19 protein-coding genes are annotated in these 21,718 nt (G+C 61.2%); 14 read left to right on the top strand and 5 right to left on the bottom strand.

What is annotated here, in order from left to right:
* Positions 1 to 18: 18 nt before the first annotated feature.
* Entirely contained in the window at positions 19 to 777 is a 759-nt protein-coding gene (locus HMPREF1287_RS05495) for a TetR/AcrR family transcriptional regulator (RefSeq protein WP_005277915.1), read from the bottom strand.
* Positions 778 to 1,185: 408 nt separating this feature from the next.
* On the opposite strand from HMPREF1287_RS05495, the gene HMPREF1287_RS05490 reads away from it, so the two are divergent.
* Entirely contained in the window at positions 1,186 to 2,148 is a 963-nt protein-coding gene (locus HMPREF1287_RS05490) for a malate dehydrogenase (RefSeq protein ID WP_034654179.1), read from the top strand.
* Here the strand turns inward: HMPREF1287_RS05490 and panC are convergent.
* Both panC and panB read right to left on the bottom strand, forming a co-directional pair.
* Positions 2,145 to 2,966 (bottom strand): pantoate--beta-alanine ligase, encoded by an 822-nt coding sequence (panC, locus tag HMPREF1287_RS05485; RefSeq protein WP_005284412.1) that lies wholly within the window; start codon positions 2,964 to 2,966, stop codon positions 2,145 to 2,147. The two genes, HMPREF1287_RS05490 and panC, sit on opposite strands and share 4 nt — an antisense overlap.
* An 11-nt stretch (positions 2,967 to 2,977) precedes the next feature.
* Positions 2,978 to 3,799: a 3-methyl-2-oxobutanoate hydroxymethyltransferase gene (gene panB / locus HMPREF1287_RS05480; RefSeq protein ID WP_023017075.1), complete on the bottom strand. Its 822-nt coding sequence runs from the start codon at positions 3,797 to 3,799 to the stop codon at positions 2,978 to 2,980.
* Positions 3,800 to 3,856: 57 nt separating this feature from the next.
* Here panB and HMPREF1287_RS05475 point away from each other — a divergent pair, with 57 nt between their 5' ends.
* The 5 genes from HMPREF1287_RS05475 (at position 3,857) to ndk (ending at position 9,455) form a co-directional block, all read left to right on the top strand.
* Positions 3,857 to 6,589: a valine--tRNA ligase gene (locus tag HMPREF1287_RS05475; protein WP_023017076.1), complete on the top strand. Its 2,733-nt coding sequence runs from the start codon at positions 3,857 to 3,859 to the stop codon at positions 6,587 to 6,589.
* Positions 6,589 to 8,160 (top strand): folylpolyglutamate synthase/dihydrofolate synthase family protein, encoded by a 1,572-nt coding sequence (locus HMPREF1287_RS05470; RefSeq protein ID WP_005277926.1) that lies wholly within the window; start codon positions 6,589 to 6,591, stop codon positions 8,158 to 8,160. Before HMPREF1287_RS05475 ends, HMPREF1287_RS05470 begins: the two co-directional genes overlap by 1 nt.
* Complete coding sequence (locus HMPREF1287_RS05465; RefSeq protein WP_005284398.1) at positions 8,157 to 8,651, top strand: DUF4233 domain-containing protein; 495 nt, start codon at positions 8,157 to 8,159, stop codon at positions 8,649 to 8,651. The genes HMPREF1287_RS05470 and HMPREF1287_RS05465 overlap by 4 nt, the downstream gene beginning before the upstream one ends.
* Positions 8,652 to 8,656: 5 nt before the next feature.
* Positions 8,657 to 8,968 carry a hypothetical protein gene (locus tag HMPREF1287_RS05460; RefSeq protein WP_023017077.1) on the top strand — a complete coding sequence of 104 codons (312 nt, stop codon included), beginning with the start codon at positions 8,657 to 8,659 and terminating at the stop codon, positions 8,966 to 8,968.
* 76 nt (positions 8,969 to 9,044) lie between these two features.
* Entirely contained in the window at positions 9,045 to 9,455 is a 411-nt protein-coding gene (gene ndk, locus HMPREF1287_RS05455) for a nucleoside-diphosphate kinase (RefSeq protein ID WP_005277934.1), read from the top strand.
* A 147-nt stretch (positions 9,456 to 9,602) separates the two neighbouring features.
* On the opposite strand, the gene HMPREF1287_RS12095 is transcribed toward ndk, so the two are convergent.
* On the bottom strand, positions 9,603 to 9,953 hold the full coding sequence (locus HMPREF1287_RS12095) for a metalloregulator ArsR/SmtB family transcription factor (protein WP_023017078.1): 351 nt from the start codon (positions 9,951 to 9,953) through the stop codon (positions 9,603 to 9,605).
* 110 nt (positions 9,954 to 10,063) lie between these two features.
* Here HMPREF1287_RS12095 and arsB point away from each other — a divergent pair, with 110 nt between their 5' ends.
* Entirely contained in the window at positions 10,064 to 11,128 is a 1,065-nt protein-coding gene (gene arsB, locus HMPREF1287_RS05450; protein WP_023017079.1) for an ACR3 family arsenite efflux transporter, read from the top strand.
* Here arsB and HMPREF1287_RS05445 read toward each other — a convergent pair.
* On the bottom strand, positions 11,125 to 11,892 hold the full coding sequence (locus tag HMPREF1287_RS05445; RefSeq protein WP_034654308.1) for a hypothetical protein: 768 nt from the start codon (positions 11,890 to 11,892) through the stop codon (positions 11,125 to 11,127). The two genes, arsB and HMPREF1287_RS05445, sit on opposite strands and share 4 nt — an antisense overlap.
* Positions 11,893 to 12,116: 224 nt before the next feature.
* Here HMPREF1287_RS05445 and HMPREF1287_RS05440 point away from each other — a divergent pair, with 224 nt between their 5' ends.
* The 7 genes from HMPREF1287_RS05440 to HMPREF1287_RS05410 all read left to right on the top strand — a co-directional run bounded on the left by HMPREF1287_RS05440 (position 12,117) and on the right by HMPREF1287_RS05410 (position 21,706).
* Positions 12,117 to 15,980: a translation initiation factor IF-2 N-terminal domain-containing protein gene (locus HMPREF1287_RS05440; RefSeq protein WP_023017081.1), complete on the top strand. Its 3,864-nt coding sequence runs from the start codon at positions 12,117 to 12,119 to the stop codon at positions 15,978 to 15,980.
* Positions 15,981 to 16,204: 224 nt separating this feature from the next.
* Positions 16,205 to 16,510, top strand: a complete 306-nt coding sequence (gene rplU / locus HMPREF1287_RS05435; protein ID WP_005277949.1) for a 50S ribosomal protein L21 — start codon at positions 16,205 to 16,207, stop codon at positions 16,508 to 16,510.
* A gap of 43 nt (positions 16,511 to 16,553) precedes the next feature.
* On the top strand, positions 16,554 to 16,832 hold the full coding sequence (rpmA, locus tag HMPREF1287_RS05430) for a 50S ribosomal protein L27 (protein ID WP_023017082.1): 279 nt from the start codon (positions 16,554 to 16,556) through the stop codon (positions 16,830 to 16,832).
* Between the two features lie 172 nt (positions 16,833 to 17,004).
* Positions 17,005 to 18,537, top strand: a complete 1,533-nt coding sequence (obgE, locus tag HMPREF1287_RS05425) for a GTPase ObgE (RefSeq protein WP_023017083.1) — start codon at positions 17,005 to 17,007, stop codon at positions 18,535 to 18,537.
* Between the two features lie 137 nt (positions 18,538 to 18,674).
* Positions 18,675 to 19,907: a glutamate 5-kinase gene (gene proB, locus HMPREF1287_RS05420; RefSeq protein ID WP_005277962.1), complete on the top strand. Its 1,233-nt coding sequence runs from the start codon at positions 18,675 to 18,677 to the stop codon at positions 19,905 to 19,907.
* Positions 19,908 to 19,930: 23 nt separating this feature from the next.
* Entirely contained in the window at positions 19,931 to 20,860 is a 930-nt protein-coding gene (locus HMPREF1287_RS05415) for a D-isomer specific 2-hydroxyacid dehydrogenase family protein (RefSeq protein WP_023017084.1), read from the top strand.
* A 156-nt stretch (positions 20,861 to 21,016) separates the two neighbouring features.
* Positions 21,017 to 21,706: a metal-dependent transcriptional regulator gene (locus HMPREF1287_RS05410; RefSeq protein ID WP_023017085.1), complete on the top strand. Its 690-nt coding sequence runs from the start codon at positions 21,017 to 21,019 to the stop codon at positions 21,704 to 21,706.
* The last annotated feature ends 12 nt before the right edge of the window (positions 21,707 to 21,718 follow it).

Here is a 21,718-nt window from a genome sequence, read left to right as displayed (position 1 = left end):
CAGCCGGTGCCCCTACTTTTATGCCTCGCCGTAGATATCTTGCGGGGAGGCTTCATCGCCCTCGTCGGCATCAGAAGGCACCAAATAAGACTCGTGGCCGGAATCGGGGATATTGGCGGTGAGGAATGCCAGCACGGCATCGACGGTAAGCCGGTGCATGCCGTCGGTATTTGCCTGGCTGGACATATCCACGCCCAACAGGTTGTCCATCATCGCCCGGTTGGTCACGCGGTACGAGGTGAGCGAGGCGATGATGGTGAAAATATCGTTGGTGGAAATGCCCGGGCGGAAGGCGCCGGCGTCCTGGCCCAGCATGAGCAGGCGATCGAGGTGAAGGGCGACGCCGCTAAAATCCGCCACGGGATTGGTGGAAGAGCCCACGATGGACTGGGCGGTTTCCCAGGTCATCATGCGGATGGCCTCGGGGTGGTTGACGTACTGCCAGAAGATCCAGTCCACCAGCTTGCGCACGCCCTCGACTGGGACCGCGGAATCGAGTTCCAGGTCTTCTTCGTCAGGGCGGAGGCGCTCGGCGGCGGTGCTTAGAGCGCTTAAATACAGGCCCTGCTTATCGCCAAAGTGGTAGTGAATCATGCGCTTGGACATGCCGGATTCCGCGGCGATGGTATCCAGCTTGGTTTCAGAAAAACCCCACGCGGAAAACTGGGAAATGGCGATATCCACCACGGCATCGGTGCTGATGGAATCCGCAGCGTGAGTGTCGGAGTCCTCCGCCTGCTCCGCAGCGTGCAGCGGTTCGGTGTGCTCAGTGCTCATAGCATGTGTCCTATCTCTGCTTCGCGGCGCCGATGTGGCGATGGTGGGTAGTGTCTCGGGAACTGCACGGCCGGCCTCATGCTGGTTTGATGCGGCAGTGGTTGGCCACCGTGCAGCCGCCCACAGGCAGTGAATGCATCCCTGCAAGCGCGCTCCCCAGTGGGGTCTGTGCCGCTTCCATCATGCCCGATTAGCCCCACCCCGCGGGAGGTATGTGCCCATTGGGGGCGTTAATTTGGAGGTAAACGGGGGTAATATCCGGAAATTTGGCGGCGTTTTCCCTCCGAAAGAGGGGGATTTATTTCACAACACGCTACCTCCGTATAGCGCTAAGCTCGGGGGTAGATACATCCCGTGGAGGGTGGCGTGCATGAGGGACGCTTACAACTCCACGACATATGAGGAGGAATGAGCATGACCCAGCCAGTAAAAGTAACCGTTACCGGCGCCGCCGGAAATATCGCCTACTCCCTGCTGTGGCGGATTGCCGCAGGCGACGTATTTGGCAAGGACACCCCGGTAGACCTTGCCCTCTTGGAAATCCCCGCGGTAGTAGAAAAGGCCGAGGGCGTGGCCATGGAGCTGCGCGATTCCGCCCTGCCGCTGGTGAATTCGATTGCGGTGACAGATGACCTCAAGGTCGCCTTCGAGGATGCCTCCGCCGCATTCCTCGTCGGCTCCCGCCCGCGCAGCAAGGGCATGGAGCGCGCGGACCTGCTCGAGGCCAACGGCGCCATCTTTAATGAGCAGGGCAAGGCCATCAATGACTACGCGGCGCGCGATGTTCGCGTGCTGGTGGTGGGCAATCCCGCCAATACTAACGCGCTGATTGCCGCGCATAGCGCGCCGGATTTGGATAACTCCCAGTTCAACGCGCTCATGCGCCTGGACCATAACCGCACCTTGGGCCAGCTGGCGGCCAAGACGGGCAAGGCCACCAAGGACTTTTCCAAGATTGCGGTCTGGGGCAACCACTCCGCCACCCAGTTCCCGGATATCGCTTTCTCCAACGCGGAGGTAGATGAGCAGTGGTACCGCGAGGAGATGATCCCCAAGGTGGCCAAGCGCGGCGCGGAGATCATCGAGGTGCGCGGCAGCTCGTCCGCGGCGTCGGCTGCATCTGCGGCCGTGGACCACATGCACGATTGGGTCCACGGCACCGAGGATTGGCGCACCGCCGCCGTGCCTTCGGATGGCTCCTACGGTGTCGATGAGGGCCTCATCTGCGGCTTTCCCACCATCTGCCGCGACGGCAAGTGGGAAATCGTCCAAGGCCTGGAGCTCAGCGATTTCCAGAAGGAGCGCATCGAGGCCTCCGTGCAGGAGCTGCGTGAGGAGCGCGAGGCCGTAGCCCACCTGCTGAAAGGTTAAGCCTCCAGCACCAAGTTATCGATGAGCCGCACCGGCCCCACATGCGCTGCTACCAGCGCCAAGGCGGGCCGGTGTTGTGCATCTACGGGCTCGAGCGTGGCCGGGTCCACCACGGTGAGGTAATCCACCGTCACGCCGGGGGAGGAAGCGAGCTGGGCCTCAGCTTCTTCACGTGAGGCGCCATCCTGCAGCGCGAAGAGTGCCTGGGATAAGGCGACCGCCTGCTCACGCTCGGCGGCACTGAGGCGCGCATTGCGGCTGGACTCGGCCACGCCGTCCGTTGCGCGCACGATGGGCACGCTGATGATGTCCAGCGGCAGGTCGAGGTCCGCCACCAGGCGGCGGATGATCGCTACTTGCTGCGCATCCTTTTGCCCAAAATAAGCGCGGTCTGGTGTGACAAGGTGAAACAGCTTGCTCACCACGGTGGCCACGCCGTCAAAGTGGCCGGGGCGCGAGGCACCTTCCAAGACCGAGCCCATCTCACCCGTGCGCACCCACACCCGCGGGGTGCCACCCGGGTACATTTCCTCCACGCTGGGGGCGAAGACCGCATCGACTCCCAACGAGTCCAGCAGTGCGGCATCCGCGTCGAGGGTGCGCGGGTAGGCGCGGTAGTCTTCGCAGTCGCCCAGGTCCGTGAACTGGAGGGGATTGACAAAGACCGAGCACACCACGGTGTCGTTGTCTTCGCGGGCGCGGCGAATGAGGGAAGCGTGGCCGTCGTGAAGCGCGCCCATCGTGGGCACCAAACCCACGGAACCGGACGCTGCCGCGCGGAAGGCACGGAGTTCGGATTTAGTTGTGAGGATCTGCATGGCTTAAGACCTTAGTCCTCGAAAGACTCCTCGGCGTTGGGGAAGGAACGTTCACCCACATCTGCGACATAGTCCTTCGCTCCTTCCAGCAGCGCGCCGCGCAGATTCGCGTAGCGGCGCACAAAACGCGGCGCCTTGGGACCTCCCAGGCCGAAGGCATCGGTCCACACCAGAATCTGACCGTCGGTCTGCGCGCCGGCGCCGATGCCGATGGTGGGGATGGGCAGCTCCTTGGTCACCTGCTCAGCAAGGGCTGCCGGGACCATCTCCAGAACCACGGCGAAGGCGCCGGCCTCGGCGAGGGCGCGGGCGTCGTCGTGAAGCTTCTCCGCACCGGCACCCCGGCCTTGGACCACGAAGCCGCCCAAGGCGTGGACCTGCTGGGGTGTAAAGCCAATGTGGGCGCAGACCGGGATGCCGGCGGCGACAAGCGCGGCAACAATGGGAGCGCGCTCCGCACCGCCCTCCAGCTTCACGGCCTGCGCGCCGGTTTCCTTCATGACGCGCACCGCGGTCTCCAGCGCCTGGGAGGGGCCGTCCTCATAGGAGCCGAAGGGAAGGTCCACCACCACGAAGGCGCGGGAGGTCGAAGCAACCACCGCGGTGGCCAGCGGGATCATCTCATCGAGGGTGAGCGAGAGCGTGGTTTCGCGGCCCAGCACCACGTTGGCCAGGGAATCGCCGACGAGCAGGAGATCGACCCCGGCTTCATCGAAGATTTCGGCGGTCAAGCAGTCGTAGCTCGTCAGGCACGCGAAGGCCTGAGAGTTGTCTTTGGCTTGGGTGAAGTAACGGGTGCGGAGGCGGGCGCGGTGGCCAGGGTTGTGAGACATGCCCTTACTCTAGACAGGCCGGTGGTGCCAGTTGACGCACAGGGTAGAGTTGGCCAGGTGACTGATCAGAATAAAGAGCAACTCGTTGGCACCAACCGCGCGGACCAGCTTCCCAAGTCCTGGGAGCCGCAGGCAGTAGAAAAAGACCTCTACGAAGGCTGGGTAAGCGCCGGTTACTTCACCCCGGATGCATCCTCGGAGGCGGAGCCCTATTCCATCGTGCTGCCGCCGCCGAACGTCACCGGCCAGCTGCACATGGGCCACGCCTTGGACCACACTCTGATCGACTCCATCATTCGCCGCAAGCGCATGCAGGGCTATGCCACCCTGTGGCTGCCGGGCGCTGACCACGCAGGCATCGCCACCCAGACCAAGGTGGAGGCCCGTCTGCGTGAGCAGGAGGGAAAGAAGCGCTGGGACTATGAGCGCGAGGAATTCATCAACAAGGTCTGGGAATGGAAGGAAGAATTCGGTGGCACCATCCAGAACCAGATGCGCGCCATCGGTGACTCCGTGGACTGGACCCGCGAGCGCTTTACCCTGGATGAGGGCCTGTCGCGTGCGGTACAGACCATCTTTAAGAACCTCTACGATGAGGGCATGATTTACCGGGCCAACCGCCTGGTCAACTGGTCACCGGTGCTAGAGACCGCCGTTTCTGATATCGAGGTCGTCTACAAGGACGTCGAGGGCGAGCTGGTCTCCATCCGCTATGGCTCGCTCAATGACGATGAGCCGCACCTCATTGTTGCCACCACGCGTGTGGAAACCATGCTTGGCGATGTCGCCATTGCCGTCCACCCCGACGATGAGCGCTACGCCCACCTCGTGGGCCAAGAATTGGATCACCCCTTCCGCGATGACTTGAAGCTGAAGATCATCGCCGATGATTATGTGGACATGGAGTTTGGTACCGGTGCGGTAAAGATCACCCCAGCTCACGATCCCAATGACTACGCCATGGGCACCCGCCATAACTTGGATATGCCGACGGTCATGGATACCACCGGCCACATCGCGCATACCGGCACCCGCTTTGATGGCATGACGCGCGAAGAAGCGCGCGTGGAAATCCGGGAGGCGCTGCGGGAGCAGGGGCGCATCGTCAAAGAAATCCGCCCCTATGTCCACTCCGTGGGCCACTCGGAGCGCTCCGGCGAGCCCATCGAGCCGCGCCTATCGCTGCAGTGGTTCGTCGATGTCGCGCAGATGGCGAAGGCCTCTGGCGATGCCGTGCGCGAGGGCGATACCGTCTTGCACCCGCAGTCGCTGGAGCCGCGCTATTTCGAGTGGGTCGATGACATGCACGATTGGTGCATTTCCCGCCAGCTGTGGTGGGGCCACCGCATCCCCATTTGGTACGGCCCGGAGCGCACGAACGAGTCCGGCGAGGTCGAACGCGACATCGTGTGCGTCGGCCCCGATGAGGAGCCGCCGGCAGGCTACGAGCAGGATCCGGATGTCCTTGATACCTGGTTCTCTTCGGCGCTGTGGCCATTTTCCACCCTGGGCTGGCCCGATAAGACCCCGGATCTGGAGAAGTTCTATCCCACCAACGTGCTCGTTACGGCCTATGACATCTTGTTCTTCTGGGTCGCGCGCATGATGATGTTCGGCACCTTCGCCGGCACCAAGACCCCAGAGCTTTTGGGTGAGGGCACCGATGGCTGCCCGCAGATTCCTTTCAAGGACCTCTACCTGCACGGCCTTGTGCGCGATGAGCAGGGCCGCAAGATGTCCAAGTCCCTGGGCAATGGCATTGACCCGATGGACTGGGTGCGCGATTACGGCGCCGATGCGCTGCGCTTTACCCTTGCCCGCGGCGCCAACCCGGGCGTGGATTTGCCGCTGGGCTCTGATGCCGCCGCGGCATCGCGTAACTTTGCCACCAAGCTCTTTAATGCCACCAAGTTCGCGCTGATGAACGGCGCCGGCGTGGCACCGCTGCCAAAACGCACGGAGCTTTCCGATGCCGACCGCTGGATCCTCGACCGCGCCGAAGAGGTGCGCACTCAGGTCGATGCCTACTTGGACGATTATCAATTTGCCAAGGCCAACGAGCTGCTTTACCACTTCACCTGGGATGAGCTCTGTGACTGGTACCTGGAGATTGCCAAGACGCAGATCCCGCGTGATGGCGAAACGGTAGAAGGCCGCAATACCCAGATCGTTTTGGGCCGCGTCATCGACGTGGTGCTGCGCCTATTGCACCCCACCATGCCGTATGTGACCGAGGTGCTGTGGAAGGCATTGACCGGCGGGGAATCCATCGTCATCGCCCCATGGCCCACGGTGGCCGATACCAACGGCGGCGCCACCAAGGACGCGGTGGCCGCCCGCCGCATTGACGATGCCGATAAGCTCATCACCGAGCTGCGCCGCTTCCGCTCCGATCAGGGCGTCAAGCCATCGCAGAAGGTACCGGGCCGCCTCGACTTCGCCGCGGCAGACCTGCAGGACCAAGAGGAATTGGTCCGCAACCTGGCCAATACCACCGCGCCGGACGAGGACTTTAACCCCTCGGCCTCCATTGAGGTGCGTCTGTCCCAGGCCACCGTGGAGGTCACGCTGGATACCCACGGTGCGGTCGACGTTGAAGCCGAGCGCAAGCGCCTGGAAAAGGATCTGGCCAAGGCCAATAAGGAACTGGAACAGACAGGCAAAAAGCTGGGCAATGAGAACTTCCTGGCCAAGGCGCCGGAAGACGTGGTCAATAAGATTCGGGCGCGCCAAGACATCGCGCGCGAGGAAGTCGAGCGCATTACCAGCCGTTTGGAGGGCCTTAAGTAGTGTCAGATCAGCGCTTCAATCACGACGCCAACGGCAATGGCGAGGCCGCCGGGGGAGAGGACGATTTTGAGATCGTCGACGCCCTCAAGGAGGGTACCGATGGCACCCCGGTGGAGATCACGGAATCGGGCCTGACCCTGAACCTGGGCATGGGCGAGGACGAAGAATATAATGACGCCGCGCCCCAAGAGGTATCCCCGGAGGAGCTGCAGGCGCTCGGTGAGGTGGAAGACGAGCTCAACCAGCGCTGGCCGGAGACCAAGATCGAGCCCACCCTGGAGCGCATCGAGATGCTCATGGATTTGCTCGGCCACCCCGAGCAATCCTTTGATGTCATCCACATCGCGGGCACCAACGGCAAGTCTTCTACCGCGCGCATGGTCGATTCGCTGCTGCGTTCCTTCCACCGCCGCGTGGGCCTGGTCACCAGCCCGCACCTGCAGCGGGTCACCGAGCGCATCGGCATCGATGGCCGGCCCATCCACCCGCGCGACTACGTGCGCCTGTGGCACGAAATCAAGCCGTATGTGGAGATGGTGGATGCGCGTTCCGATGTCCCCATGTCCAAGTTCGAGGTCCTGGTGGGCCTGTCCTATGCAGCGTTTGCCGATGCCCCCGTTGACGTCGCCGTCGTCGAGGTTGGCCTCGGCGGGCTGTGGGATGCCACGAACGTGGTCAATGCAGACGTCTCCGTAATCACCCCGGTGGGTCTTGACCACACGGATTACCTGGGCAGCGATATTCGGGAGATTGCGGGGGAGAAGGCGGGCATCATCAAGCGCCGCGCCGATGCCGAAGACCCGCTGACCCCGAACGAAAACATCGCCATTATTGCCGAGCAAGTCCCCGAGGCCATGCAGGTCATTCTGCAGCGCGCGGTGGATATGGATGCGGGCGTGGCGCGCTCCGGCGCAGAGTTCGCGGCCCTAGAATCCCGCATCGCGGTCGGTGGCCAGCAGGTCAATATCCAGGGCCTCGGCGGCATGTATGAGGATATTTTCTTGCCGCTGCACGGCGAGCACCAGGCCAAGAACGCGGCCGTTGCCCTTGCGGCGGTGGAAGCCTTCTTCGGTGCCGCTTCCGGGCATCCTCTGGATATTGCCTCTGTGCGCAATGGTTTTGCCAAGACGATTTCGCCCGGCCGCCTTGAGCGCGTGCGCACCTCGCCCACGACGTTTATCGATGCCGCCCATAACCCCCACGGCGCCAAGGCGCTCGGCGCGGCGCTCGACCGCGATTTCGACTTCGCGCGGCTTATCGGCGTAGTCTCCATCTTTGCCGATAAGGACGCCCAGGGAATCCTCGCCGCGCTGGAGCCGTATTTGAGCGAGGTAGTCATTTCCCAGAATTCCTCGCCGCGCGCGCTCGATGCCTATGAACTAGCGGAAACGGCCCGCGATATTTATGGCGAAGAGCGCGTCTATGTGGCCGATGATCTGCCCGGTGCCTACGCGCAAGCCGTGGAGCTGGCCGAGGAATCCGAGGTGCAATCCGGCTCCGGTATTGTCATTACCGGTTCGGTGGTCACCGCAGGTGAAGCCCGCGCGATGTTTGGAAAGGAGCCCGCATGACCAGCCCTGATCCCCGGTCCCGCCCGTCTCGTCCGCCTCGTCCGCCGCGCCGCGGCGATGAAGTCGCGGATAATGAAATCGGCCCATTGGGCTTGGGGCAGGACCCCGTCAAGGATCCGCTCAAGAGCTTTAATGGCATGGTCATCGCCAGCTCGCTCATCATGGAGTCGATCACGCTCGTTTTAGCCCTGCCGCTGTTGTACAAGCTGTATGACGGCACGCTGTGGACGCCGTTTAACTACGGTGTGGTCGTAGGTGCCCTGATATTCCACCTGGGCATGATCGCGTTTATGAATAAGAAGTGGGCGCTGACCGTCATCGTCTGGGCGCAGCTATTGGGGCTTATCCTGGGGTTTATGGCGCACTGGTCCATCGCCGCGATCTTCATCATCTTCGGCATGGAGTGGCTGCTCGCGGCGTATTTGCGCAGTAACTTAATCGCCCGCATGAAGCGCGGTTACTTAACTACCCAGCACCTCAACCAGAAGTAGGGGCCATGCGCACCGTCTATCTCGTCCTCGCGGCCCTGGCCTGCATTGCCGCGGTCGCTGCCCGCGCGGCCACGGGTGCGCCGTGGTTGCCGCTGGTAGCGCTCATCATTGCCGCCGTATTTTTGGCCCTTGCCCTGCGCGCTAATTTTCAGCGGGCAGAAGAAGCCACCATTGATGATTTGGATAAAGAGCAGCGCGCGGAAATTAAGCGTTTGCTGAGTAACGGCCAGTTCGGTACGGCGGTCAACCAAGTGCGCCTGTGGTTTCGGGGTACCTCGCACGAGCGCGCGACGGAGATAGTCCAGCAGCTTACTTAATGCCGCCCTATTGTGCTGCCCCCGCTTATAGCCCTCGGTCGTGGACGAGTTGTGGGTATTCGGTACAGTATGGGGCATGACTGAACGTACATTGATCCTCATTAAGCCGGACGGCGTAAAGAACGGCCACGTGGGCGAGATCATCGCCCGCATCGAGCGCAAGGGCCTCAAGCTGGCCGAGCTGGACCTGCGCGTGGCTGACCGCGAGACCGCAGAAAAGCACTACGAAGAGCACAAGGACAAGCCATTCTTCGGCGAGCTGGTGGACTTCATCACCTCCGCACCGCTGATTGCCGGCGTTGTTGAAGGCGAGCGCGCCATCGAGGCATGGCGCCAGCTGGCCGGTGGCACCGACCCAGTCTCCAAGGCCGCACCGGGTTCCATCCGCGGTGACTTCGCACTCAGCGTGGGCGAGAACATCGTGCACGGCTCCGACTCCCCAGAGTCCGCAGAGCGCGAGATTGGAATTTGGTTCCCGAATCTCTAAGTACTGAAGCTAGCTAGATTTCAAGGAAGCCCGAGCGTTAAGCTCGGGCCTTTTCCTTTATAAAGGGATTTATTAAGGGTCTAAAAACGTTGATTGGCTCACAGAATTGCGGGCATATTAGCTCAAAGTTTTATAGTTAGTGGCTCTTTAATCGAAGGAGAGTAACTTGCACAGTGCGGTGAAAGCTTGTTTTTGCACTTCATGGGTGACGGTGCGGCCAGTTTGCCGTTTGGCTAAGAGGCCAGCATCCCGCAATTTTGCAAGATGGTGAGACACCGTCGGCTGGCTGAGACCGGATAATGTGGTCAGTTCGGAAACGCTCATCGGGCCGCAGCCTTCATCGCACAAGATGGATAAAAGACGAAGTCGGGCGGGATCTGCAAGTACCTTGAATTGCTGGGCAAGATGCACGGAATCGGCCTGGTCTATGGGGCCGTTGCTGAGTGAACAACATTCGTTGATGTGGGGATTTTTGGTCGTGCCGTGCGAAGAAACCATGCCTTTAGTATATGGGCGTTTGCCTCATCTATTCATATTGACGAGCATCGATATGAACGGTTACAGTAGTGCAGAATACAGTGCTACTTGGGTCAATAGAGGAGACGGTTATGGCTACATCACAGCAGCCGCGTTTGGCTTTTCTCGATCGCTTTCTTCCCGTGTGGATCATCATAGCTATGGTTCTTGGCCTGCTTATAGGTCATTTTCTTCCGGGAATTGGAAAGGCGCTCTCAGCTTGGGAAGTTGGAGGTATATCCCTTCCAATTGCTTTAGGGCTGCTGGTGATGATGTATCCACCGCTTGCTAAAGTGCGCTATGAAAAGACCCGGGAGATTGCAACAGATCGGCGGTTGATGACCGTGTCGATCGTCTTGAATTGGCTTGTAGGGCCAGCATTCATGTTCGTACTGGCCTGGATATTCTTGGCGGATCAACCGGAGCTGCGTACGGGTCTTATTATTGTCGGTCTTGCCCGCTGCATCGCCATGGTCTTGGTGTGGTCAGATTTATCCTGTGGGGACCGGGAAGCCACGGCAGTACTCGTGGCAATTAACTCTGTCTTCCAAGTTGCGATGTTCGGTGTCCTGGGGTGGTTCTACCTGCAGATACTGCCGGGATGGCTGGGCCTTGATACCACCTCTGTCGAATTTTCTTTCTGGTCCATTGTTACTTCGGTGCTCGTATTCTTAGGCATCCCGCTTTTGCTCGGGGTTATCTCCCGAGTATGGGCAGAGAAAACTAAAGGGCGTGAGTGGTTCGAAAACCGTTACCTTCCTGCGGTGTCTCCTTTGGCAATGATCGGTTTGCTGTACACAATCGTCTTACTGTTCTCCCTGCAGGGAGAACAGCTCGTGGAGCAGCCGATAGCGGTGGTTAGGGTAGCGGTGCCTCTGATGCTGTACTTTGTCGGGATGTTCTTTCTGGCTTTGGGCGTAGCTAAAGCTGCCGGAATGAATTATGCACAGTCTGCCTCAGTGGCCTTTACCGCAGCGGGAAATAATTTTGAGTTAGCCATCGCGGTGTCCATCGGTACCTTTGGTGCCACCTCTGCTCAAGCGTTAGCCGGTACTATCGGACCCCTCGTGGAAATTCCGGTTTTGGTTGGCCTGGTATACGTCATGCTCTGGATTGGCCCAAAGTTGTTTCCTGGAGACCAAAGTTTGCCAAGTTAGCGTTTGCCAATTTGATAGAGGCAGCGCACGCCAGTAGGGGTGAGGCTGATGCGCCAGCTTTCTATTTTCGAGCGCAGGCCAATATTTTCTACCTTCACTAGCCCATGCTTTTTTAGTTCCTGGAGCGCATCGGACAGGGGATCTAGCTCCACCTGCATCAGGCGGGACAAAGCCTTAGTGGTGGTCGTATTGCCCTGGACGGCCCCGGCGGTGACGAGGGCGGTGAGGATATCGAGGTGGGCATCGGCAAGCTGCATGGCATGATCTGTGACCCCTTCTAAGGGATCTTCAGCCACGATGCGCTGCATGCGGCGGCGGCCAATGCGGAAGGACTGGGAAAACATGGCCCACAAGCCCAGCGGGAGTGCGAACGCCGACACCGCGCCGGTTAAGATACCTTCCACGGGTGGGGCCAGGGAAATGTCCGGCAACCAGCCAGCCGCGGATAGCGGGGCCATGGCTAGCGGTAGAGCAATTGGAATTACTGGCGCCCAATAAGCAATGGCGGGGTAATCGCCCTCGAGGTAGATATCCTGGCTAGCCCCAATGGAGCGGGGATAGTGGCGGATGAGGGGCGCTAATCCGATGACTGCAAAGACCGCAAAAACAGCGGCGCCTATCAGCATGTAGCTGGCCCCCGTTTGAGCAAAACCGAGGGCAAAGCCGGCCGGAACGCCGCATAAGCACGCCTCTTTCGGCGTAATCTCATTGCGCTGCCGGTACTGCGATAATGTTCGGGCGGGACGTGGTGCCAGTTCTGCCATAAGTTCAAACGTATCATCGCCCACAGCCTGCTCGCCCCGCCAAGATTCTGTGACACAATGGAACTCACGCGCAGCGCGCGCATAATTTCATAATCCTACAAGCTTTAACGCAGTGCGTTTATCGTGGCTATTCGTGCGGCAGCGGCGCGGTCCTTTTTGGGGCTGTGCCTGCGCCCGAGTGGCCGACGCACCATACAATCGAAGTACAGGAGTAAGCCCAACTAATGGCGGCACAGAACTCTCAAGAAACAACTGAAAACCTCCAGGCAGCCGCGGCTTTGGCCCAGCGCATAGACCCGAGCGAGCTCAAAGATAAAACCCGCGTGTATGCCTTGGCCAAAAAGCTCGGCTTATCGTCACGCCAGCTGGTGGCCCAGCTTAAGGACATGGGCCTGAACAAGACCGCGCAGAGCTCCATTACCCGCGCGGAAGCAGGCGACCTTTTTGCTGCTCTAGCCCGCCATGAAGGGGGCTCGGATGCGGAGCAGCCTGCAATCGCGGACGAGAGCCCGGCAGAAGCAAAGCCTGAGAGCAAGGCCAAGACCACCAAGCGGGCTCGGCGCACCCGCAAGGCCACGAAGAAGTCCGCGCCCGCGGCAAAGAAAAAACCAGCGCAGGCAGATGCCGCGGAGGCAGATAGCGCCCCGGCTGACAACACCGCAGCCGATGCGGAAGAGGAAAAGAACCTGCGCTATCGCGTGCGCAAGAACGTGGATAATGAAATCTCCCAGATTGAGGAAAAGGTCGATGCATCGCTGGTAAAAAGCGCATTGCCGGATGTAAAGCAGGCGCCGGACCGTCTGCCGGATCCTGAGCCGGCGAACGCGTCTGCGCGCGCTGAAGATGATGCCGACGCTAATGCCACCGACGCTGCCGCTGCTGGTGCTGGCGAAACGACCGGGACCGTGGATCCCGCCAAGCTGCATGAGGTGTTGGCAGAGGCCGGCGAGGACTTCGACGATGATTACTATGCCCCGCGCATAGTCCCGCGCGCGGAGACGGATGACGATTCCGCTGCGTATGACTTCGCGCCGCTGTTTATGCCACCGCAGCAGGACGCCGCCGAGCTTGGTGAGGATGAGGCCGCAGACATGGCGGCGATCGCTGAAGCCGCTGATGCGGCGGAGCCTAGCGACGACGCGGAACCCGACGAGGCCGAGGCAGGCAATAAGGCAGCGCGCGGGGGTTCTGACAAGCGCCGCCGCGGCCGCCGCGGTACCTCCCGCGGGCGCGGCGGGAACGAGAGCTCCAAGAAGGAGGCGGCGGATAAGGAGCCGGAGCTTATCGATGAGCCCAAGGCTATCCGCGGCTCCACCCGCATCGAGGCGCAGAAGCGACGCCGCGCAGAATTGCGCGAGAAGGGCCGCGAGCGCCAGCACATCGTCTCCCAGGCGGAATTTTTGGCGCGGCGCGAGGCCGTGGAGCGCACCATGGTGGTGCGCGATAAGCAGCGCGAGGACGGCGCGGGCGTCGTCACGCAGGTTGGCGTGCTTGAAGATGACCTCTTGGTCGAGCACTTCGTTACCACCGAGTCCCAGGCCTCCCTCATTGGCAATATTTACTTAGGCCGCGTGCAAAACGTCTTGCCGTCTATGGAGGCGGCATTCGTGGACATCGGCCAAGGCCGCAATGGTGTGCTCTATGCCGGCGAGATTGATTGGCGCAAGACCAAATTGCATGGGCGCTCCCGGAAGGTAGAAAATACCCTGAAATCCGGCGACCAGATTTTGGTGCAGGTGGCAAAGGACCCGATTGGCCACAAGGGTGCGCGACTGACCACCCGGATTTCCTTGGCCGGGCGCTACCTCGTCTACGTTCCAGGCGGGCGCAGCGCCGGAATCTCGCGCAAGCTGCCGGCACCGGAGCGCAAGCGCCTGAAGGACATCTTGGGCCGCGTCGTGCCAGGCGATGGCGGCGCCATCATCCGCACCGCTGCCGAAAACGTTCCCGAAGAGGCCATCGCAACAGATGTGCAGCGCCTGCATAACCGGTGGGAAGATATTTCTGCCCAGGCCAAGAAGGAAAAATCCTCCAAGGGCGCTAAGCCGGTCACGCTCTATGAAGAGCCGAATATGCTCATCAAGGTTGTCCGTGACCTCTTCAACGAAGATTTCCACCGCCTGATCGTGGATGGGAAGCGTTCCTTTAATACGGTCAATGCCTACGTGGAATCCATGGCCCCGGACCTTGCGGACCGCGTGGTGCGCTATAAGCCGAAGGACCACGGCGGCCAGGACGCCTTTGCCGCCTACCGCATTGATGAGCAGCTGCATAAGGCGCTCTCGCGCAAGGTGTGGCTGCCCTCTGGCGGCACCTTGGTCATCGACCGCACCGAGGCCATGACTGTCATCGACGTCAACACCGGCAAGTTCACCGGCTCCGGCGGCAACCTGGAAGAGACCGTGACCCGCAATAACCTGGAGGCTGCCGAGGAAATCGTGCGCCAAATGCGCCTGCGCGATCTGGGCGGCATGATTGTGGTGGACTTTATTGACATGGTGCTGCCGGAAAACCAGGATCTGGTTTTGCGGCGCCTGAAGGAGGCCTTGGGCCGTGACCGCACGCGCCACCAGGTGTCCGAGGTTACTTCCCTGGGCTTGGTGCAAATGACGCGCAAGCGTTTGGGCACCGGCCTGGTAGAGACCTTTTCCACCGAATGCGAGCACTGCCATGGCCGCGGCATCATCATCCACGAGTACCCGGTCGATGAAGCAGAAGACAACCACTCCGGCCACCACTCGCACGGTTCCTCCAAGGCTCACAAGAAGCCTGAGCACGATCCCCAGCAGCATCCGGCTGCCGTGGTCATGCACGAGCACGACGATGAGGACGAGCGCGCGGAGAAGAAGGGGCAGAAGGGCCGCAAGGGCCGCAGGAATGCCACCTCCCATCCGCAGAAGTACCAGAAGACGGACGCACCGCTCTACGGCAACGAGGACGAGCAGTCACCGTCGCTGGAAGAGCTGGTGGCCAATGTCGTCGTAGACGATGAGTCCGCCGACTCCACGCACAAGGAGCCACAAAAGGGCGCCGAAAATTCCCGTAGAAACCGAAACGAGCGCGGCAGCGGCGAGCGCAAGCAGAAGAAGCGTCGACGGGCCCAGAAGAAATCGGAGGTCTCTGAAATTGAGGCCATCGCCTATGCCGCGGCGGACAACGCCGCCGAAAGCGATGAGGTACAGGAATTTAATTCCTATGTGCCCGATGGCCGAGAAGCACCGGCGAAGGAGAAGAAGCGCACCCAGCGGGGCAAGAAGCCGCGCCGGGCAACGCGGACCTCGCCTGCGACCCGTCGCGCGCAGGAGCAGCCGAACAAGCGCCAGCAGGCCGCTGAAGGAAAGGCTGAGGAAAAGAAGGCAGAAGTTGCCGATGCGCCGGAGAAGACCTACGAGGAGGCAGTAGCCGAGTTTGAGGCCTCTCCGCGCCGCAAGCGCCGCACACGCGGGAATTCGCGTTCCGATAATCGCCCGCGCCCAGAGGATTTTGCCCAGCCACAACAGGCGGAATCCGCGAGTTCCTCCGATAAGGCCCGCGGTGACGATGTGGCCCAGCAGGAAGGCGAGCAGCAGCAGTCCCAGGGCAAGGCACGCGGGCGCGGCCGGCGCCGCAGTGTTCGCACCCAGCCGAACTCTCGCCGGGCTACCGTGCAGGCTTCGCACCGGGCCAACGCCCAGGAGGCGCAGCACGGCGATAAGGGCGAGGACTCCTCGCGGACGGCGGAGCAGCGCCACGAAAATATCAGTGGCGGGAAGAAGAATTCCCCGGCACAGGGAGGCCGTCGCGGCAAGCGCCGCGTGGTGCGTACCAACCCGAGGGATAAAGCCACCTCGCACAACGCGGGTACGCCTTCGGCTACACCTGTTCAAGGGGAGAAGGATTCCCAGAAGGCTAGCGCCCCGCAGACCGAGACCAAGGTGATTCGCCGTGGGAAGAAGCGCGCGGTGAAAAAGACGGGGGCGCCGGCAGCAGCTGCGCGACAGGAACGTGCTGGGGAAAAGGCGTCTACTAACGCGCCGGAGACCCCGCAGACTGGCGCTAAGGATGCGGGCCGGCGGCGGCGCCGCGTAGCACGGCGGGCTACGTCCTAGCGCACCGCCACGCGGGTACGAAGTGCGTGGTTTGTATTTTGTACCCGCGGCGGGGTAGTCTTTGACAGTCGCTGTTTAGAACTCTCGGCGCTGGATCAGCCCACAATTGCCGCCCGGTAATTGCGGACATGTTCGCGCGAGGTCTGAACGCAATATGTAAGTGTCCATTCGGATGACGGCCTGGATGCCGTGTCCGAGCGAGTTTAGATAAGGGGTAACCCTCTATGTACGCGATCGTCAAGACCGGCGGCAAGCAGTACAAGGTTGCTGAAGGTGACCTCGTCAAGGTCGAGAAGATCGAGGGTGAGCCAGGCTCTGCCGTGGCTCTCACCCCGGTTCTGCTCGTCGATGGCGCCGCTGTGAAGTCCAAGGCTTCCGACTTGGAGAAGGTTTCTGTTTCCGCGGAAATCGTTGAACAGGGTAAAGGTCCAAAGATTGATATCCTGAAGTACAAGAACAAGACTGGTTACAAGAGGCGCCTAGGTCACCGCCAGCCTCTGACCACCTTGAAGATCACCGGTATCAAGTAAGCCTTAACCGGGCTGCAATTCATCCCCGAAGGAGGGAAACGACATGGCACACAAGAAGGGTGCTTCCAGCTCCAACAACGGTCGCGATTCCGAGTCCAAGCGCCTCGGCGTCAAGCGTTTCGGTGGTCAGCAGGTTAACGCCGGCGAGATCATCGTGCGTCAGCGCGGTACCAGGTTCCACCCAGGTGAGAACGTTGGCCGTGGCGGCGACGACACCTTGTTCGCACTTGCTGCTGGCTCTGTAAAGTTTGGCATCAAGCGTGGCCGCCGCATGGTCAACATCATTCCGGCTGAAGAGGTTGCTGCAGAAGCTACTGCTTAAGCACAGCCGCAGCGGTCAATCCTCGGGCAGCCTTCACTACGGGTGAGGGTAGCCCGAGGATTTTCTCGTTTTATCTCTCAATGCGTTGAAAAGGCTTGGGTTGGAGTCCGCGCTTGGCTACGCATTACACTGGCTAAGATAATAGATATAACTAAGAAGGGTGTGGCACATCATGGCACGTTTTATTGACCGCGTTGTCTTGCACTTGCAGGCTGGCGACGGTGGGCATGGCTGCGTGTCAGTCCACCGTGAGAAGTTTAAGCCATTGGGCGGGCCGGATGGCGGCAATGGTGGCCATGGTGGCGATATCATCTTGGAGGTCTCAGAGCAGATCCATACCTTGATGGACTTTCACTATCGCCCGCATATTAAGGCCGAGCGCGGTGGCAATGGCGCTGGCGATATGCGCAACGGCGCCCGTGGGCAGGACTTGATTCTGGAGGTACCCGCAGGCACCGTCGTCCGCACGGAAAAGAGTGAGACCCTGGCGGATCTCACCGTGCCGGGCACGCGTTTCGTCGCGGCTGAGGGCGGATTCGGCGGCTTGGGCAACGCGGCGCTGGCCTCCAAAAACCGCAAGGCGCCGGGCTTTGCGTTGCAGGGCGAGCCGGGCCAGGCTCACGATCTCGTCTTGGAGCTGAAATCCATGGCGGATGTGGGGCTTGTGGGCTTTCCTTCGGCAGGTAAGTCTTCGTTGATTTCGGTGCTTTCTGCCGCGAAGCCGAAGATTGGTGACTACCCGTTTACCACCTTGCAGCCCAACTTGGGCGTGGTGGATATGGGCGATAGCTCCTTTACCATCGCCGATGTTCCGGGGCTTATCCCTGGCGCCGCCGATGGTAAGGGGCTGGGCTTGGATTTCCTGCGCCACATCGAGCGCACGGCCGTGCTGGCACACGTGGTTGATACCGCATCCATCGAGCCCGGCCGCGATCCGGAATCCGATATTGAGGCTTTGGAAAATGAGTTGGCCAAGTACCAGGACGCGCTGGAAAGCGATACCGGCTTGGGGGATTTGCGCGAGCGCCCGCGCATTATCATCTTGAATAAGGCCGATGTTCCGGAGGCGGAAGAGTTGGCAGAGTTCGTCAAAGACGACTTAGAGGAAAAATTCGGCTGGCCCGTTTTCATCATTTCCGCTGCTGCGCGCAAGGGCCTCGAGCCGCTGAAGTTTAAGTTGATGGAGATGGTTACCGAGCACCAAAAGGCGCAACCTAAGCCCAAGCGCGATCCTTCCCATACGGTGATCCACCCCAAGGCGCAGGCGCATAAGAAACACACCGGCAGCTTCGCTGACTTTAATGTGCACCCGGATCCAGAGGTGCAGGGCGGATTCATCGTGGAAGGCGAAAAGATCGAACGCTGGATTACCCAGACCGACTTTGAAAACGATGAAGCCGTGGGCTACCTGGCGGACCGCCTGGCCAAGGCCGGCGTGGAAGACGAGCTGCACAAGCAAGGCGCGGTGGAAGGCTGCCCCGTGACCATTGGCGGGATTACCTTCGAGTGGGAGCCGATGACCGGCGGCGATCCCACCATGGCCAGCCGCGGCGAGGATGCCCGCCTGAAGGGCACCAACCGCGTCTCCGCGGCGGAGCGCAAGCGCGCCTCCCAGGCCCGGCGTGGCTTGGTCGATGAATTCGACTACGGAGACGAGGAAGAGGTCACCCGCGAGGGCGCCAACCGCGACCGCTGGCAGGGTTAGCCACCGCGCGAGTGGGGAAGTGGGGCCTCGTCCGCTGGGGCGAGTGCCCCCACCCCGGGCATAATGTGCTGCGCACATGGGGGAAATACGCCCCAATGAAGGGGACTCGTGCCGGAAGCTTTGTACACTATTGAGTTATGTCTTCTGATCAACAGAAAGAGCCCATTCTTCCGCTCCCCGTAGAGCCTTTTGATGGCCCTACCGCTGATACCCCGTTCCCTGAAGCCCTTGATGAAAACCCGATAGCCTCCGGGTTTGAATCCGAATTGCGCAACTCCATCGCTGAGGCCAAGCGCGTCGTTGTCAAGATTGGTTCCTCGTCGCTCACGGATGATAACTTCCGCGTCTCGCAGGAAAAGATCGATCACATCGTGGATGCCGTCCACGCGCGCATGGGGCGCTCCGATGTCATCATCGTTTCCTCCGGTGCGGTTGCCGCCGGCATGGGCCCGCTCGGCCTGCACCAGCGCCCCACCGACCTGGCTACCAAGCAGGCCTCGGCGTCTGTGGGCCAGGTGCACCTGGCCTATGAGTGGGGCCGCTCCTTTGCGCGTTACCAGCGCACCATCGGTCAGGTGCTGCTCACGGCTTCCGATGCCGGGCACCGCGACCGCGCCCGCAACGCGCAGCGCACCATTGATCGCCTGCGCCAGCTGCGCACCATTCCCATCGTGAACGAAAACGACGCCGTGGCTACCTCTGAGATGCACTTTGGCGATAACGACCGCCTGTCGGCCTTGGTCGCCAACTTGGTGGGCGCGGACGCGCTCTTCTTGTTCTCTGACGTCGATGGCCTCTATGACAAGAACCCGGCCGAGCCGGATGCGAAGTTCATCGATGAGGTGCGCACCGGTAAGGATCTCAAGGGCGTTGTTGCCGGCGATGGCGGCAAGGTCGGCACCGGCGGCATGGCCACGAAGGTCTCCGCCGCCCGCCTGGCTACCCGCGGCGGCATTCCAGTGCTGCTCACCTCTACCGATAATATTGGGCCCGCGCTTTCCGATGCCTCCGTGGGCACCGTCTTCCACACCCGCGAGGAACGCCAGCTTTCGGCCTGGAAGTTCTGGGCACTCTACTGCGCCGATACCGGCGGAGCCGTCCGCTTGGACGAGGGCGCCAAGGAAGCAGTGACCAAGGGCGGCACCTCCTTGCTCGCGGTGGGTATTACCGATGTCCGCGGTGAATTCAACAAGGGCGAAATCATCGATATCTTGGGCCCGAAGGGCGAGGTTATCGGCCGCGGCGAGGTCCGCTTCGATTCTGAGGAATTGAACGCCATCAAGGGCATGCAGATGAGCGAGCTGCCAGAAGATAAGCGCCGCTCGGTCGTGCACGCGGATTACCTGTCTAACTTCGCCTCGCGCATCTAGCCGCGTGCCGTACGCTGGTTCCCATGAAGTATTTTATGGGACCAGAAACCTGGCAGCCGATGGTCGATGACTTAAGCGCTGCCGGCCACGAACGCGTAGAAAACCTCGAAGATGCCGAGGTTTATGTCAATAACACGCCCAGCCCGCGCCGCATCCCGGAGATGCCGGACAATATCGGCTGGGTGCAGCATTGTTTTACCGGCGTCAACCAACTCATCGATGCCGGATTGATTACCCCTGAGGGATTGCCGTGGTGCAATTCCGCCGGCGCCTTTGCTAAGCCTGTGGCCGAATGCGCCCTGGGCCTGCTGCTCTCCCAGGCGCACCAGCACAAGGCCTTTGCGCAGGCCGGCACGTGGTCGGTGGCCAAGGAGCTGGATGAGGCGCAGGAGTGGATTTATGACCAGCAGGGGCCGAAAAAGGTGGCGATTTTGGGCGCTGGGGGCATCGGCAAGCAGCTCATTGCCTTGCTCAAGCCCTTTGGGGTCCACATTACCGCCGTGAATCGCTCCGGCCGCCCGGTGGAGGGCGCCGATGAGGTGGTGGCCATGGATGATGCCGCGCACGTGTGGGGCGAGGCCGATGTCATTTTCTGCATCCTCCCCGCTACGGCAGAAACGGAGGGGCTTATCGATGCCGCAAAGTTCCGCGCCATGAAGCCGTCCGCGCTGTTTATCAACGTCGGCCGCGGCAGCACCGTGGTCACGGATGATTTGGTGGATGCCTTGCGCGAGGGCGAGATTGCCGGCGCCGGCTTGGAGGTCGTGGACCCAGAGCCGCTTCCCGATGACCACCCGCTGCTCTCCCTGCCCAATTGCACTATGACCCCGCATATCGGGGCGACAAAGCACGTGGCGCAGTATCACATGGGCGATATTTTCAACGCCAACGCCGCCGCGTGGGAGAAGGGCGAGCCCATGCCCACCCAGGTGGACCCAGAGGCGGGATACTAGAAAAATCAAAAGCCACGGACAGCGATGGCTGGGTGCGTCGTGTGTGTACCGAAGAAAGGACGTACCGCCCACTGTCCGTGGCAAGTGAAAATAAAAGTTCAACTCGTTGAACTACTGCTAAACTAACACTAATCCAAGGACGACGCAAGCACGATTATGAAGATGGTGGATATGCACCTAGAAGAACTGCCTACCCGCAGCCAGGACTACCTGAAAGTTCTGTGGGACTTATCGGAGCACTCCGGTGGCGCCCCGGTTGCGCTGAAGGATGTGGCGGGGCGCCTGGAGCAAAAGGTGCCCACCGCCTCCGAGGCGATTAAGAAGCTCGCCGCCCAAGGGCTGGTGGAGCACGAGCGCTATCAGGGCGTCTCATTGAGCCCTGAGGGCCGTGAGCTGGCGATGCAGATGGTGCGCCGCCACCGGCTATTAGAAACCTTCTTGGTAGAGACCCTGGACTATTCCTGGGACGAGGTGCACGAGGATGCTGACCGCCTCGAGCACGCCTGCTCCGATCGCTTTATCGGCCGCATCGATGCGCTGCTGGGATCCCCCGACCGCGACCCGCACGGCGATCCCATTCCCGATATTGGCGGCGGGATCGAGGATCTTGGCACGCTCACGCTCGCCAGCGCCCCGCTCGATGCGCCCGTGACCGTGGAGCGCGTCTGCGATGAGGATCCAGGCCTGCTGCGCTACCTCGACCGCTTTGGGGTGGAGCTGGGCAACGAGCTGCGCGTAAGCGATAGCGTTGCCGGCTTATTGACGGTGCAGACCGAAGCTGGCGAGATGTCGCTGGCGGAGGTGGCCGCCCGCGAGATCACAGTCCGCCTGGCCTCGAACAATTAACGCGGCGCAGCA

The organism is Corynebacterium sp. KPL1986, assembly GCF_000477975.1.
Classification (GTDB): Bacteria; Actinomycetota; Actinomycetes; order Mycobacteriales; family Mycobacteriaceae; genus Corynebacterium; species Corynebacterium accolens.
The sequence above is the reverse complement of the archived record's forward strand: the minus strand, read 5'-3'. Positions and strand labels throughout refer to the sequence as shown.

Coding starts and splice junctions, on each gene's coding strand:
- HMPREF1287_RS05495 (WP_005277915.1), bottom strand. CDS start 777: ATGAGCACTGAGCACACCGAACCGCTGCACGCTGCGGAGCAGGCGGAG.
- HMPREF1287_RS05490 (WP_034654179.1), top strand. CDS start 1,186: ATGAGCATGACCCAGCCAGTAAAAGTAACCGTTACCGGCGCCGCCGGA.
- panC (WP_005284412.1), bottom strand. CDS start 2,966: ATGCAGATCCTCACAACTAAATCCGAACTCCGTGCCTTCCGCGCGGCA.
- panB (WP_023017075.1), bottom strand. CDS start 3,799: ATGTCTCACAACCCTGGCCACCGCGCCCGCCTCCGCACCCGTTACTTC.
- HMPREF1287_RS05465 (WP_005284398.1), top strand. CDS start 8,157: ATGACCAGCCCTGATCCCCGGTCCCGCCCGTCTCGTCCGCCTCGTCCG.
- HMPREF1287_RS05460 (WP_023017077.1), top strand. CDS start 8,657: ATGCGCACCGTCTATCTCGTCCTCGCGGCCCTGGCCTGCATTGCCGCG.
- ndk (WP_005277934.1), top strand. CDS start 9,045: ATGACTGAACGTACATTGATCCTCATTAAGCCGGACGGCGTAAAGAAC.
- HMPREF1287_RS12095 (WP_023017078.1), bottom strand. CDS start 9,953: ATGGTTTCTTCGCACGGCACGACCAAAAATCCCCACATCAACGAATGT.
- arsB (WP_023017079.1), top strand. CDS start 10,064: ATGGCTACATCACAGCAGCCGCGTTTGGCTTTTCTCGATCGCTTTCTT.
- HMPREF1287_RS05445 (WP_034654308.1), bottom strand. CDS start 11,892: ATGGCAGAACTGGCACCACGTCCCGCCCGAACATTATCGCAGTACCGG.
- HMPREF1287_RS05440 (WP_023017081.1), top strand. CDS start 12,117: ATGGCGGCACAGAACTCTCAAGAAACAACTGAAAACCTCCAGGCAGCC.
- rplU (WP_005277949.1), top strand. CDS start 16,205: ATGTACGCGATCGTCAAGACCGGCGGCAAGCAGTACAAGGTTGCTGAA.
- rpmA (WP_023017082.1), top strand. CDS start 16,554: ATGGCACACAAGAAGGGTGCTTCCAGCTCCAACAACGGTCGCGATTCC.
- obgE (WP_023017083.1), top strand. CDS start 17,005: ATGGCACGTTTTATTGACCGCGTTGTCTTGCACTTGCAGGCTGGCGAC.
- proB (WP_005277962.1), top strand. CDS start 18,675: ATGTCTTCTGATCAACAGAAAGAGCCCATTCTTCCGCTCCCCGTAGAG.
- HMPREF1287_RS05415 (WP_023017084.1), top strand. CDS start 19,931: ATGAAGTATTTTATGGGACCAGAAACCTGGCAGCCGATGGTCGATGAC.
- HMPREF1287_RS05410 (WP_023017085.1), top strand. CDS start 21,017: ATGAAGATGGTGGATATGCACCTAGAAGAACTGCCTACCCGCAGCCAG.